Source organism: Paenibacillus sp. UMB4589-SE434 (genome assembly GCF_030226685.1).
Taxonomy (GTDB): Bacteria; Bacillota; Bacilli; order Paenibacillales; family Paenibacillaceae; genus Paenibacillus_B.
In genome coordinates this window covers 485664-500227 of sequence record NZ_JASOYK010000002.1, presented here as the reverse complement: position 1 = coordinate 500227, position 14564 = coordinate 485664, and the positions used below count along the sequence as shown (strand labels likewise).

Here is a 14564-nt window from a genome sequence, read left to right as displayed (position 1 = left end):
CTCATTTCAAATTAGTTAACAGCCTTAATCTATGTTGTGCTTCTCCATAACCCTGCTGCAAACTTTTTTCATAGTACATTACTGCCTGCTCCTTTTTGCCTATAATCTCGTAATACAACCCCAAGTTAAAATTTGCTCTATAAGAACCAACTCCGGGAACGGTTTCAAATTTCCTTCCATCAGAATCACCTAGTTGCAAACACGCTTCAAAAGCAGCTGGTATTTGTGAAAACCATTGCACATTGCGAGATTCAATTAAAGCAACACCGTACATATAATATAAATCGGTATAATCCGGATAAATTTCGAGGCCCAATTTAATAACTTCAAACAGTTCATCCCAATCATTAGATTTCATCAAAGACTTCGCAAGCTCAAGCAAAAGCGAACTTGCAAATATCGGATATGGTTTAGATAAAAGACTACATGCATGCTTCAAATACTGTTTTGCCATGTTCCAGTTCAACAAATGTACATGACATCTTCCAATTTGAAATAATATATAAGGGTTATCTGGTTGTTCATTTAAATCCAATAATAATAAATTAAGATTTCTGTTTACTTTATCCTTATTTGAAACTTCATCTGTTTGATATCCATAATGATTAAACATAATATTTGAATCGAACGAACTCGGAGGATTCCGTTTGTAATGAAGCTGTTCATGGATTCTCCCCACATACTGATACTCAGAACAATTTGGAAACATGCGGGTCACCCAAGTTAAAGATGAAGTACCATTATTCAAAATGTTGTTTATACCGACTCTGACAGCAGCACCCGTTCTGTTGTGCATCCTTTCAAATGCTAGCCTCAGTGAGTTTACATCAGAATCAAATTCTTCATCTGCATCCATTATCATAATTGCAGAACCTTCAGCATGACTTATTGCGTAATTTCTTGCCTCTGCAAAATCATTACTCCAATCACGCTCATAAACTTTTGCCCCTAATTCAACTGCTAATGATAGCGTTGAATCAGTAGAATAATGATCAACAACAATAATTTCTTTTACTTGTTGTTTAATTGAAAGTATACAATTCTTAATATGTTTCGACTCATTTTTAACAATCATGCATACGGAAATGTCCAGCATATTCTCTCCTTAATTATGGAAACAACAGGTGTTCACTTAATGAACACCTGTTGTCTATGCTTGTTATTAATTATATGTGTAGGCACCTGGAAGCAAGGCTTCCTGACCATCCGGATTAATGACTTTGACATCAACCGGACCTGTTATTGCTGATCCTGGAACACGTAGGACCATCTGACCACTACCATAGAAAGAGGAAGCAGACAGAACTCCGTTAATATATACAACAGAGCCGTTCACAAAGTTTGCTCCAAGTACACTAATTACATTCCCACCAGTCTTAGCTCCGTTATTCGGTGTAACTGAGTTAATAACCGGACCTGGCTTAGGTGGCTGTGCAGTATAAGTAAATCCACCCGCTACCGCACCAAACTGTCCATCACTATTAATCACCTTAACATCAACAGCACCAACAGCTGATGATGCTGGTATTTTAGCTTGCACCTCAGTTGGATTAAAGTAAGAAGAAGGTGCTTCTACATTATTAATATATACTTTAGTTGTTGCATTAAAATTCTTACCTTTAATAATAACAACCGTCCCACCTGAATTCAATCCAGTGTTAGGTGTGATGGAATCAATTGACGGAGGAGGAGGGAGAATATATTTAAGACCTCCTGCTAATAATCCTATTTGTCCATCTGGATTAACAACAATAACATCAACAGCTTCTGCTTTACTCCATACCGGCACTTTAACAGCCAATTGCTTGTTACTCATAAAAGTAGCTGCCAATTCCATAGTACCGAGACGAACTTTTGCTCCATTAACAAAGTTTTCTCCGTTAATAGTTATGTTTGTGCCTCCACTAAGAACAACCTCATTAGGTGTCACAGCGTTTACTACTGGCGCTGGTGGCGGCGGTGGTAGAATGTACTTAAAGCCTTTGGCCAATACGTTCTCTTGTCCATCCGAATTTACAACTTTAACATCTACTTCTTCATTAGTTGCCCACTTTGGAGTACGAAGCTTAAACTCTGTTGCAGAATAGAATGTTGCACTTACCAGAGTGTCGTTAAAGTAAACTTTCGAATCAGACTTAAAGTTTTTCCCAATAATTGAAATTACATATCCGCCTGTTGTTTCTCCTTCATTAGGTGTTGTGTTCAACACCTCTGGTCCTGGTGGTGGTGGCGGTGCAATAAACGTATACGCATCTGCCAACATTCCCACTTGATTATCAGGATTTACAACTGAGACACTCACAATCTCACCTTTAGTCCATGCTGGTACTCTTACTGAGATCTCAGAAGCGTTCATCACAGTGGCCATTACTTCCATCTGACCAAAACGGACTTTAGAGCCTTGAGTAAAATTGGTTCCTTTAATGGAGACAATGTTACCTCCGCTTTGCGGACCACTGTTAGGTGTAATACTAATTACGGTCGGAGCAGGCGGTGGCGGTGGCGTTTCAAATTCATACCCTTGTGCCAAGACCCCTTTTTGTCCATCTGGATTGACTACTGTTACATCCACTTTTTCAGCTTGAGCCCATACTGGGGTAACAATTTTTAATTGCGTTGCTGAAATAAACGTGGTTTGTAGCTCTTTACCACCTAACTGGACTTTAGCACCATTTACAAAATTAGTACCATTAATCGAAACCGCAGCTCCTCCAGCTAACACGCCTTTATTTGGTGTTAAGGAAGTTACCTCTGGTTTAGGCAAAGGAATATAAGTGTATGCATCCGTCAAGCTTGCTTGTTGACCATCCGGATTTACAATTTTAATAGACACTTTACCCGGGATAGGCCATGCTGGCATTTTGATACTAATGGACTCTTTACTCATGTAACTAAATGTCTTGACTTCAGTATCGTTAAAGTACAATTTTAAGCCGCTGGCTAACTCCTTGCCGACAATATTAACGACATTTCCACCTGCTTGGGGGCCTGACGCTGGAGATACGCTTTCCAGTTTTGGCGCTGGTGGTGGTGGTGGTGCTAAGTACTCAAAAGCATCAATTAATACAGACTCTCGACCAAAAGAATCTACGATTTTGATATTTACTTTACTTGGGTTATCCCACTTAGGTGTATTAGCGACAATTTGATCTTTTGTGAGTGAAGCTATAACAACTTCTTTTTGTCCTACGTATAATTTAGTTCCTGCTGTTAGATTGGCACCTTTGATAGTGATCGAAGTTCCTCCAGCAAGAGGTCCATTAGTAGGTGTAATTGAGCTAATTTCAGGTGATAAAGGGAGTATAAAAGTGAATGCACCCTTTAACGTTGCATCTTGTCCGTCAGGATTCACTACTCGTATATCGACACTTTCTCCCTTTGACCATGAAGGTGTACGGAATTGAATCTCTTTATCATTAATAATGGTTGTTGCTGATACGAGCGTATTATTTAGATATACTTTTGCACCAGTTACAAAATGTGAACCAGTTACTTTTACTATAGTCCCTCCGCTTACTGGACCTTCAGTAGGTTCTACAGATGTGATTTCAGGTTTCGGGAGAACATAAGCGTATCCATTCTTGAGTTCGCTCGTTTGCCCGTCTGGATTCACTATTTTAACTGCAACAGATTCTGCCTTTGCCCATTTCGGAGTTACAATGGTAAGGGCTGTGTCTGACACGAAAGTAGCATTTATTGCTTCGTTATTGAAATATACCTTAGCCCCTTCAAGGAATCGTTCGCCTGTCAAAGTAACAGTCTCCCCACCCAATGTTAAACCCTTGTTTGGAGATAACGAAACTAGTGTAGGACCTAAAATATAGGTATAACCCTCTGCTGCAATTGCAGAAGTATGATCTGGATTGATTACTTTTACACTAACAGTACCAACGTTTGTTGAACTAGGAACAGTTAGAACTATTTCTTGCGGTTTAATAGAGTTGATGCTTGCTAAGTTTTCTCCAAATTTCACTTGAGCACCGGCTAGGAAGAAATCTCCTTTAATTACAACTTCAGATCCGCCAGATAACGGTCCCTTATTCGGTGTTATGCTGGTTATTACTGGATTTGCTTTGTATTGATACGGAGCCACTGCAAACTGACCATCGACATTGGTTACTTTTACATCAACTGATCCTTGTTGTCCCGCTGGGGCAACCACACTTAATTTCGAAGAATCAACGAACTGCACAGTATTAACCTTGTTTGTACCAAATGTAACTGTAGAAGCAGCTTGAAAATTCTTACCTTTAATGACTACTGTTTCTCCGCCTTGGATCAATCCATTATCTTCTTGAATTGACGTAATGACTGGCGCAGGATACGATACCTTCACCTTTGGGTGAGGTGCAAGAAATTCATGTTGCTCCCCAAGGTAGTCTTTATAGCCAACATAAATATCGTTAGCACCTACAGACAGATCACCTACAGGACTGCCCTGCTTGTGTCTAATTTTATAAGTAAACGTCAGTGTTTCTGCCTTGAGCTCATTAAATTTCCATTTCAGCTTATTACCTGTTACTACTGGTTGAGGAATGTTGTCCTTATAGGAATCTGGCACAATCTCAAACTCAGGAGAAACGCTATCCTCTAACGTAACATTATATGCACTTGCGAGGCCTATCTCCTTAACAATAGCATTATAGATTTCAGCCAAACCAACAGAGCCAAGAACAAAATGATGATGTAACGCTGTAGTTGCCATGTCCTTTAGGAGGACGTTCGGTGCACTAGTACCCGGGTTCTCATCCTTTTTTAGCAGAGCAATTGTATAAAATACAATCGACTCCCCCTTCGCAGCACTTGCTTCTTCAAGCGCCTTCTGTCTCGCTGTAGCCTCGGGAGAAGGAATTGTAGCCTCACCATCAGTCATTAAAACAATGACTGGCTGCGCGTCGGGACGATGATTCTTCAGGAGATCACGTGCTTTAGTAATGGAACTTGCTGTAGCAGTCGATCCACTAGCTTGCAAACCATCAACATACCCCTTGAGATCAGAAGGATTTGATGAAAAATCTTTTGCACGCACATCTGAACTAAAGTCTACAATTGCTACGCGATGCTTGTTAAAATCAATTAAATCTATAAATCCTTTTGCTGAGGATTTAGCATGACCTATTTTATCTTCTCCACCATTTTGGTTTGGATTCATACTACCAGAACGGTCAATGATTAAAACAATATCATTTGGCTTCACAAAATTTACTGGATTTGATCCTTGAATGCTAAGTTTAACCTCTGTCTCTTCACCTTCAAGTATACTAGTAGGATTTATAGACTTACTTACTTGTACAACTTCTGTAGATTGACTAGCTTGTACCAAACCTGGCAATTGTGTTACTACCAGTAAAAAAGCAAACAATACATTTAATAACTTTGTTGAAAACTTCCTCATACTCAAGCCTCCCCTTAGCCTTACCTTACCTTTTTTGGTCTAAAAAATACGACTCAGTCCCATCGTATACTGACAATTTACTATATTTATTACTAACTTGCTTCTTTCTTTCATGAAGGTTCATATCTTCTCTTACACTCAATTGTTCTAATAAAATAACTCTTATAAGTTGACTATGCAAATCTGACAATGCAGCTAGATCTGATTTTTGCTGCTCATTGAGTTGTAACCCCTCTAGACAGCTATAACAAAAATCAAACTCTTCCTGATGCTCCTCATATCGATCAAAGCAAGGGTCAAGCATGATCTTTTGATATAATTGACTAAGCTGTTTAATCACTTCGTCTGGAATCATATTAGCTTCTGGCATGCTAAGCACCTGTCTTTATCGTTCTAATCGCTAGCTTCCAGGTTTCAGCCATACCTCTGGCAAATTCCAAAACATCTTCAAGCATAGACACTTCCCTTTTAATCATAAATTCAGCCAAGTGACGATTATAAAAGGAGTACAGGTCATGTAATTCTTTGGCGATATCATAGTCCATATTTAATGTAATTAATAATTCACTAAGTATAGCTTTCACTTTAAATAAGGCCTGATTCATATCTTCATACTGACTCAAAGAATATAACCGCTTTGCCTGAAGCAATGATTTGACCATTTCCTGATATAACAGCAAAGTAAGCTCTCCTGGGCTTGCTGTTTCAACTTGAACCTTCAAATATTGCTGTTGTTGTGCGTTCTGCATAGTTATCCTCTCTCCATCAGTCATTCTATTAGTTGAGTTAAGACATTACTACCCCCCTAGTTGTGAAGCCAACCAGGACCCTTGACTGTTCAATTTCTGTAAAGCTTTCTCCATTGCTGTAAATCGCTTGTAGTATCGATTTTCAATATCAACTAACCTCGATTTCATTCTTTTCTCTTCTTTATTCAGATCTCGCAACTGAGAACCCAAAACACTACTGTCTTGTGCCTCTAATGAGCCCGATCCAATTTTCTTTGTGAAATCGTTTACTTTGTTATTGATCTCCTCGTATAATCGATCTGCAATGCCAATTTCAGCTCTCCTCTTTTTTATATTTTCAGGAGTATCTGCAGGTGTGTTTGAAGATTTAATGAAAAGCTGCTTTACTTCATCAAATCGATTGTTCAGAGCATCCTGAAGTTTTTTCTCATCGATTTGCAACTTGCCATTTTCCTTATAGCTACTTTTAGCCGTAATTCCAATTTGAGCCAATAACCGCAATTCATCTTGACCTACATCTAGTGACGTATTTATTGCTGAACGTAATGATCCTAAAGTACCTGTTAATAGACTTTCATTATACAATGTGCCTACCCGGGCTTTTTTCTCCCATGCTTCAACTTCACGTTCAGACATAGCACTTCTCTCTTCAGTTGTCAAAGGCTGATAATCTCGATTTCGGCGTGTTGTGGAAGCCGAAGAGAACTTATCAATTAAATCATTGTACTGATTAACAAAGTTCTTAATCTTGTCAATTGTTCCACCTCTGTCACTATTGACACCAATCGTCGCCTCTCCAATGTTACGAAGATTAACCTGAACACCATTAATATTTACAGTGTTTGAAGAAGCAGTTAACTCGGCACCACTCACCAGTTGCCCATTTGTATCATATTTGGCGTTAACGGAATACTTTGCGTCTTGCCCTGTTGCACTAACAGTAGTAAGATTAAACACATTGGCAAGGGCATTATTAGCCAACGGCCCAATATCCACTTTCGACTGAGCTCCTGTTACACTCGAACTTAAATAAAGTACGCCGCTTGACGTATCAAAACTAGCTTTAACTCCCGTTTGCCCAGAATTCGCATTAATATCCTTAATAATAGAATCCATTGTAGACGCCCCGGAAGTAATCTTAATATCAGCTGTTCCCTTTGAACCAGTGATACTAACTGTACCATCAGCAGAGACAAGATCTGAAGGCTTAGCACTCACTTTGCCACCAATAATACTTGCAGAGTTTGCTAATTGTGTAATTTTGACACTACTCATTCCGGCATTAGACCCACTTGACGCAACTTCAAGGATCCCAGAGTTAGAGGAAGTAGCTTTTGTAGTTTCAAAGTTACTCTCAAATCTTAAATCATTAATAGCATTTCTAAATGATATTAACGCTGTATTCATTGAACGATAATCTTCACGCTGCCACATTAAAAATTGTTTTTTTCTGGTTATTTTATCCAGAGGGATACTTTCTGCTTTCATTAAATCTTTGATTATATTTGTTGTATCCAATTGGCCACTAAAACCCGATAGACGCATTGGTCCGTTTACGCCTGCCATTCTAATTCCCCCTTCCTACATTTTCTCGTCAAGAAAGACGCCCACCCGAGTACACATGTTATACATCAGATCCAGCATCTTCTCACTAGGAATTTCTCGAATTATTTCATTTGTTTCGTCTTTAAGAACAAGAACCATAATTGTGTTAGTCTTGTCATGAACCTTCACTCTAATATGAGTATCAGGTTCAAGCATTTTATTTATCTTATCAATCAACTCTTCAACATTGTATTGCTTCCTATCTTTGGACAGAGGATTCATTGATGTCGTTTCTACAATTGCTGACGATAATTCTTTTAATCCTGGCTTCAAAGATATAGGTGAAAGGTTAGAATCCACTTTCATCCCTTATGTCCTCCTTTAGCCAACTATGATAAATTAAAAAAACCGACCGGTTTCCCGGCCGGCTCTGTCTAATGATTAACGGAGCAATTGCAATACACCTTGAGGTTGTTGGTTAGCTTGTGCCAACATTGCAGTAGCTGCTTGTTGAAGAATGTTATTCTTCGTAAATTCGCTCATTTCTTTAGCCATATCTACATCACGGATACGGGATTCTGCAGCTTGTAAGTTCTCAGCAGTTGTACCCAAGTTGTTGATTGTGTGCTCCAAACGGTTTTGTACAGCACCCAAGTTGGAACGAATTTCTGATACTGTGTTAATAGCAACTTGAACCGCAGACAAGTTAGCAGATGCATCTGTATTCAATGCGTTGCTACCAGACAATGAAGTCAATCCAGTACCACCAAATTGTACACTAAGGGACGTTGCAAGTGCAGCAGAGAGATTAAGGGAAATTGTTTCACCTGCGTTAGCACCTACTTGGAATACAACTCCTGTTGTCGAAGCATCCAGCAATTTCTTAGTGTTAAATTGAGTTTGTTTAGCAATTGCATCGATTTGTTCAGACAATTGTTTAACTTCAGTATCGATCTTAGCTGCATCAGTTGTAGTCAATACTTCGTTTGCACCTTGAACATAAAGTTCAGCCATACGTTGAAGCATAGCATGTGTTTCATTCAAAGCACCTTCAGCAGTTTGGATCAAAGAAATGCCATCCAAAGAGTTCTTGGATGCTTGCTCCAAGCCACGGATTTGGTTACGCATTTTTTCGGAAATAGCAAGTCCAGCTGCATCGTCAGCCGCACGGTTAATACGGTATCCTGAAGACAATTTCTCCAAAGATTTACCTTGTTGACCATTGTTAGTTGTCAATTGACGGTGAGCATTGTAAGAGCTGATGTTGTGATTAATACGCATAATATAGTTCCTCCCTGGAATCGTGTTATGGTGCTCGCTTCCTTGCTAACACCCTTTGGTCCCGTTAGATTCTTCGGCCGTCAGAATCATTACGAATGACCTACTAACTTATATATCGGCGACACTTGTTCTAAGTTTATAGCAATCGAAATTTTTTTTAATATTTTCGTTTATTTTTTTCTCTTTAATAGAGAATTTATCATATCCAACTTATCAACAGATAGATCTGTTTGGGCAGCAACCTCATTTTGTTCTTTAATACTCTTGAAAATTTCTTCACGATAGACGGAAATATGAGAAGGGGCTTCTATTCCGAGTCTAACTTGATCACCATTCACTTCAACAATGGTCAGTACAATATCATGACCTATCATAATCTTCTGCCCTTTGGCCCTCGTCAATACCAACATTATCTTCCCCCCCCTACAGGATGTTGCAATGGATATTCAGGACCATCCAATATGATTTGGACTGCATTGTTTGTATCTTTATTTATAATAATAGGCGCTTTTAAATTGATAGTGGTACTACCATCAGCTTTTGCGGTAACAATTACTCGAACGATCGCTTGCTCGATCGATGAAATCTTTAGTTTATTGTTCCAGTCCTCGTTTAGATCGAATGAGTAATTTTTTTCAAACAAAAACGGATCTGTAATGATAAATGTTAAATTTTCTTCGTCTGCAGACTGTAATAACTCTATAACAGAATCTTCAGAATCAGCAGATAGCCAAGCATATTGTTTGTGTGCAGAGAACCCCAAAATCCCCTCCGGAAAGCAGACAATCTCACTCTCATCTACCATAAGCTGCCCAAGTCGCGTCGAACGTATTTCAATCATTAAAAATCCCTCCAAAATAAAATAGCTATAAAGAACATCAAGCGTTCCGTATAGCTAAAATATTAAACCACTGCATCTAATTGTTGACCGTTACTTGAGAAAAAAATAAAGTTTTTCTGTACTAAATAGGGATTAACCTTCCCCGGGTAATAATCCACTTGTGGCTTAGTACGCTCAAAATTAATATCAACTCTACCTGTGTTCCATTCTGTAGTGAGTATACCAGGAATATAGTTTACTTCAACATTATCATAGCTTGATGGTCCTGCAAATTCAATGGGGTACTCCCTGAACATCTTTTCTCTTGCTATTTCAGCAAATGCATTCTGCTTATTATGAAATGCCATCATGCGATCGCCTTCACTTGCAATATTTGAAATATTTCGCATAGAAATCTGCAAAGAATCCTGTGCTATGCGGTCCGTAATCTCCTCAAATCTTCCCTTTCCTAATGCAGACCATGCCTTTCGAGAATCAATTTCCAATCTACCCTCACTATGATTCATCTTGACAGAAACATGTTCTTGAGACACCTCTATTTTAGGTAACGGTGTCTCCATGTTTAAGCGACCAGGCGTCGTATCCAATCCAATTTTGGCAAATTGTTGGTTGATTTGTATATGAGGTATATTCATTACTATCGTAGAAAATCAAGCAAACTCGGACGTGAAATACGGGCTATAGTATCCAATGATGCTTGGAATATGCTTTCTGCTGTTTTTAACTCCGTAATTGTCTTCGGCATATCAATATCTTCCGTCTTGGATTGAAGATCAATATAGTTTAAATTCAAATCATCCAAGCGACTCGTAGTAAATTCAAGTCTATTTTGCTTAGCTCCTACCTCTGCTTGGGCTAAAGTTAACTTTTCAAGAAGACCTTGAAGTTTAGGAATAGAACCAGCAATATTGGGTGTGTTATCATTAACTAGTGCTTTTTTCATTTCATCTACAACAGTAAATATACTGTCACTGGCACCTTTAGCACCGAACACTTTATCCCCCAATGTATTAACATCAACATAAATTCCAGCTCCAACCTGATACTGTACAACCCCTGTATCTAAACTGTAAGCCTGATTAGCAGGGTCATCCGGATACGGCTGTTGGTTAATTCGTTGGCCGTTAAAAATATACTTCCCTTTAAACTGTGAATTTCCTAACGAAACTAAATGTTGATATAGTTGTTCTGTCTCGCGTGCAATGTTTTCACGAGCATCATCAGGAACCGTATCCGTTCCACCCTGAACTGCCAGCTCAGACAATTTTTGGATTACTTGCGTCGCCTCGCTTATTACAGAATCTGTAAATTTCATGAATGAGTCTGCGTCTTGCACATTTTCTGCAAACTGTGTTGTCGAACTTATTTCCGAACGATAGTGTAGTGCACTTGCAACCCCCACAGGGTCATCGGAAGGGCGATTCAAACGTCTGTTTGTCATAAGCTGCTCTTGATACTTATCAAGGCGCTTATAATTGGTCTGAAGGTTTGTCATCATGGACTTACCCATCATGGATTGTGTAATACGCATTAATTAATGACCTCCTATCTTCCTACGACACCTGTGCCGTTAATAAGCTTATCCAACATCTCATCTATAGTTGTTACGATACGAGCAGATGCACTATAAGACTGCTGAAACTTGATTAAGTTCGACATTTCCTCATCCAAAGAAACACTGCTTACCGATTGGCGAAGGTTATCAGCATGGCTAGTGAGCAGCGTACTGTTCTCCAGCATCTTGGTTGCATGATCCGCATCCGTCCCCAAGTTAGCCACTACAGATTGCAAGTATCCCCCAATAGTAGCGGAGTTTGTAATGGAACCCGGCTGCGTAAAGCTGTACACCTTCTCATTTAAGCTTGCTATCAACAACGCCATGTCTCCGTTACCTTGTAATGCAACTTCTGTTGTTGTACCATTTGCAAGTGTTTTAGACTCTGTGCGCATCGATGCGCCGATATTTTTAACATCATCTTTAATAGCTTGATTAATGCGAATGTTCTCTGCAGTAATGGTGCCACTTCCATCTGAAGCCACAAAGAAATCGAGACCAGATTGAGCTGGCTCCTGCAAGTTATAACCAAGCTTATGCAAACCATTCAGACCATTGACGGTATACTTGGTGTCATTCAGCAGCTTTCGAGAATTGGCTGGGTCGACTACAGCGTTAGGAATCGACACACCTGGCGGAAGTATTGTTCCTGCAGGAAGTGTCACTTCAACCGGTCCGTTTGCAATCGTATTAGCGATGACATTTAATTGTTGACGATAGTTGGCAACATGAATATCCCGTGAATCTATATACCCTTTAATTTCGCCATTGGTCAGAGCTCCAACATCACCAAGTGTAATGTTAGTGGAATCCATATTATCGACAACCATCGTACCGCCAAATGTGACTTGATAATCTGTATCCGTTTCGAAAACCTGCACATTTCCTAGGCCGGACAATTGATCCACTAGCAAATCGCGCTTATCACGAAGATCATTTGCATTGTCGCCAAGCCCTTCAATACGCTTGATCATTTGCGTTAATTCCGATATTTGTCCTACATAATTATTTCCCTCAGAAATCTTAACATTGATTCGTTCTGTCAAGTTGCTGTCCAACACTTTGAGCTGGCTTGAGATATGGCCAAACGTCTCCGTCAAAGCAATTGCTTTCTGCTGTACGACTGTACGGGAAGAAAGGTCGGAATTGCCTGGATTCTTACTTAAGAGCTGCCATGAGTTCCAGAACTCAGATATACTTGTTGCCAAACTGTTCTCTGATGGTTCGTTAAAGATGCCTTCAATATTACCAAGCGTCTCTTGCTGCACTTTCCAAGTAGACTGTACAGTATTCTGATTACGATATTCGATATCCATCAAATAATCGCGAATCCGTGTAATACTCTCGACCTCAACCCCCATCCCCATCTGGTTCGGGAGCTTGGAGTTGTTGTGAATTCCTGGATAATCAATCGGACGAGCTGCAACAAGTCTGGCTACTTGTCTCGAATAACCTGGTGTATTCGCATTTGTAATGTTGTGTCCTGTAGTCGCAATAGAAAGCTGTTGGGCTACAATTCCTCGCTTGCCAATTTCCAAAGTATGAAATGTAGAACGCATCAGGCTCGTTCCTCTCTGTTATAAACTTGGTTAAGCTCTAGTATCGAACATACTTCTTGAAGATTTGTTATGCCCAAGACTAGGATGCTGATAAATCGATTCATCTTCCGGTCGGCTGGTCAACAAATTCAAAGAATAGTCCACAAAATTAAGCGATTGCTCCAGTAAATCTTGAATGTTCCGGTTCTGAACCTTTAAAGCTTCTAGCACTTTCGTCAATCGAAGCTGAGCATCATGCAGTTCAGCACGTTCCTCATGATTAAATACAAGTTTGGATAGTTCGGTAACTGTAAGCTGAAGCGAGGAGCGAATACCCTTTTCTTTTAAAAATAACTGGGCAGCTTGATTACGTTCTTCATCAGCCTCGTTCACTAGCTTAATAAGCCGAGACTCTTTATTCGTCAGGGCAGCCAGTACATCAACCTCGTTACGAATAAGAACGCCTTTCTTCTCTTCAGCTATCTCTAGCAGTTGTTTATGAAGTCCGCTTAATTGATCCAACGCGGCAATGACACGTGTAATACTCATTCTCGCTCACCTTCTTACTTCTTATCCTCACGGAATAACGGAAGAAGCTTCTCGGCAATCTTGTCCGCTTCGACGTGGTATGTTCCTGTTGATACCGCCTGCTTCAGCTCCTGAATTCGGTCAGCGCGATTCGAATCCTGAACACGATTCTGTGCGTTCAACATCTGCTGCGCTTCCGTGGAGATGGAGACTTCGTCCTTGCGTGTCTGTGCTTTGGCTGAACGTTGCATAGCCTGCTGACGCTGATATTGCTGAGCTGCGCCAATGCGTTGCGTATCATTAATCTTCATCAGTGTTCACCTCATTCCAAATGTAACAAGCTCTCTATTCGGGTAGTTTTAAAAGTTAGTTGATTGTGTATGGTGGATAATGTTGTGTTCGGTGGATATTGCGGCTTTTCTCTAAAACTGTGTGGCTGCTATCAGAAGCTTGTCAAAATAAAAAGTCTCTATGTGAAAGCTTATCATAACAGTATGCCTTCATGCATAATCAATATCCAAACCTGCACATCAAAAGATATCTGCAAAGGTATATTCCCTTTAGAGAACAACATAAAGCCGATAACCTTTACTAAGATTATCGGCTGACATGTAACATTTATTTAGTTTTCTTCAAAAGAAATGACTTGACAACTTAAAGTTTTTTTATTTACTTTTCTGAAATTCGATAAGTCCCTGTGTTGTGCTTATCAGATGCTGCGTTTGCATTGCTATTGTCTTGTTTAACCCGTTCCAAATCGCTCATCAAGCGGCGTCTGCAATTCTCACACATATGTCCATCACGAATAAATTCGCCGCACACCTCACACGGATAAGCCAGATTCGGCATGTTAGCAACCGAAATTCGACCCTCACGAATAAATTGTGTGATCTGACGTGTACCCACGCCTGTCTCATCGGATAATTCTATCATGGTCGCCTGCCGATTCTCGCGTAAATAGTCAGCACAGCGTGTGTATTCCGCTTCTATATCTCTTGCGCAATCTTGGCAGATATTACGATATGCCTTGGCGAACAGCTTTCCGCAGCGGTAGCAATTACTTAACTCCATACGATACCCTCCCACTGTCATATAGCTACATCATAGCGCAACATTTGACAGAAAACGAGAG

15 protein-coding genes are annotated in these 14564 nt (G+C 39.8%); all 15 read right to left on the bottom strand.

Annotated elements, in window-relative coordinates; all coding sequences use genetic code 11:
• Position 1 precedes the first annotated feature (1 nt).
• The 15 genes from QP775_RS12335 to QP775_RS12265 all read right to left on the bottom strand — a co-directional run bounded on the left by QP775_RS12335 (position 2) and on the right by QP775_RS12265 (position 14503).
• A complete protein-coding gene (locus QP775_RS12335) occupies positions 2-1075 on the bottom strand; it encodes a tetratricopeptide repeat-containing glycosyltransferase (protein WP_285106353.1) in 1074 nt (357 codons plus the stop codon).
• Positions 1076-1162: 87 nt separating this feature from the next.
• Positions 1163-5395: an IPT/TIG domain-containing protein gene (locus tag QP775_RS12330; protein ID WP_285106351.1), complete on the bottom strand. Its 4233-nt coding sequence runs from the start codon at positions 5393-5395 to the stop codon at positions 1163-1165.
• A gap of 25 nt (positions 5396-5420) precedes the next feature.
• The gene (locus QP775_RS12325) at positions 5421-5765 is read right to left on the bottom strand and encodes a hypothetical protein (RefSeq protein ID WP_285106349.1); all 345 of its coding nucleotides are present in this window, start codon (positions 5763-5765) and stop codon (positions 5421-5423) included.
• Between the two features lies 1 nt (position 5766).
• On the bottom strand, positions 5767-6144 hold the full coding sequence (gene fliS / locus QP775_RS12320; protein WP_285106347.1) for a flagellar export chaperone FliS: 378 nt from the start codon (positions 6142-6144) through the stop codon (positions 5767-5769).
• A gap of 48 nt (positions 6145-6192) precedes the next feature.
• A complete protein-coding gene (gene fliD, locus QP775_RS12315) occupies positions 6193-7710 on the bottom strand; it encodes a flagellar filament capping protein FliD (protein ID WP_285106345.1) in 1518 nt (505 codons plus the stop codon).
• A 15-nt stretch (positions 7711-7725) separates the two neighbouring features.
• Positions 7726-8055 carry a flagellar protein FlaG gene (locus QP775_RS12310; RefSeq protein WP_285106343.1) on the bottom strand — a complete coding sequence of 110 codons (330 nt, stop codon included), beginning with the start codon at positions 8053-8055 and terminating at the stop codon, positions 7726-7728.
• Between the two features lie 75 nt (positions 8056-8130).
• A complete protein-coding gene (locus tag QP775_RS12305; RefSeq protein ID WP_285106341.1) occupies positions 8131-8970 on the bottom strand; it encodes a flagellin N-terminal helical domain-containing protein in 840 nt (279 codons plus the stop codon).
• A gap of 170 nt (positions 8971-9140) precedes the next feature.
• A complete protein-coding gene (csrA, locus tag QP775_RS12300; RefSeq protein ID WP_285106339.1) occupies positions 9141-9380 on the bottom strand; it encodes a carbon storage regulator CsrA in 240 nt (79 codons plus the stop codon).
• Entirely contained in the window at positions 9380-9811 is a 432-nt protein-coding gene (gene fliW / locus QP775_RS12295) for a flagellar assembly protein FliW (RefSeq protein WP_285106337.1), read from the bottom strand. Before fliW ends, csrA begins: the two co-directional genes overlap by 1 nt.
• A gap of 62 nt (positions 9812-9873) precedes the next feature.
• Positions 9874-10446 (bottom strand): DUF6470 family protein, encoded by a 573-nt coding sequence (locus tag QP775_RS12290; RefSeq protein WP_285106335.1) that lies wholly within the window; start codon positions 10444-10446, stop codon positions 9874-9876.
• A gap of 2 nt (positions 10447-10448) precedes the next feature.
• Positions 10449-11342, bottom strand: coding sequence for a flagellar hook-associated protein FlgL (flgL, locus tag QP775_RS12285; RefSeq protein WP_285106333.1), 894 nt, complete (start codon positions 11340-11342; stop codon positions 10449-10451).
• A 14-nt stretch (positions 11343-11356) separates the two neighbouring features.
• A complete protein-coding gene (flgK, locus tag QP775_RS12280) occupies positions 11357-12925 on the bottom strand; it encodes a flagellar hook-associated protein FlgK (protein WP_239328796.1) in 1569 nt (522 codons plus the stop codon).
• A gap of 30 nt (positions 12926-12955) precedes the next feature.
• On the bottom strand, positions 12956-13453 hold the full coding sequence (locus QP775_RS12275) for a flagellar protein FlgN (RefSeq protein WP_285106330.1): 498 nt from the start codon (positions 13451-13453) through the stop codon (positions 12956-12958).
• Between the two features lie 14 nt (positions 13454-13467).
• Entirely contained in the window at positions 13468-13743 is a 276-nt protein-coding gene (gene flgM / locus QP775_RS12270) for a flagellar biosynthesis anti-sigma factor FlgM (RefSeq protein WP_028543956.1), read from the bottom strand.
• Between the two features lie 358 nt (positions 13744-14101).
• Positions 14102-14503, bottom strand: coding sequence for a TIGR03826 family flagellar region protein (locus tag QP775_RS12265; RefSeq protein ID WP_239328798.1), 402 nt, complete (start codon positions 14501-14503; stop codon positions 14102-14104).
• Positions 14504-14564: the final 61 nt, after the last annotated feature.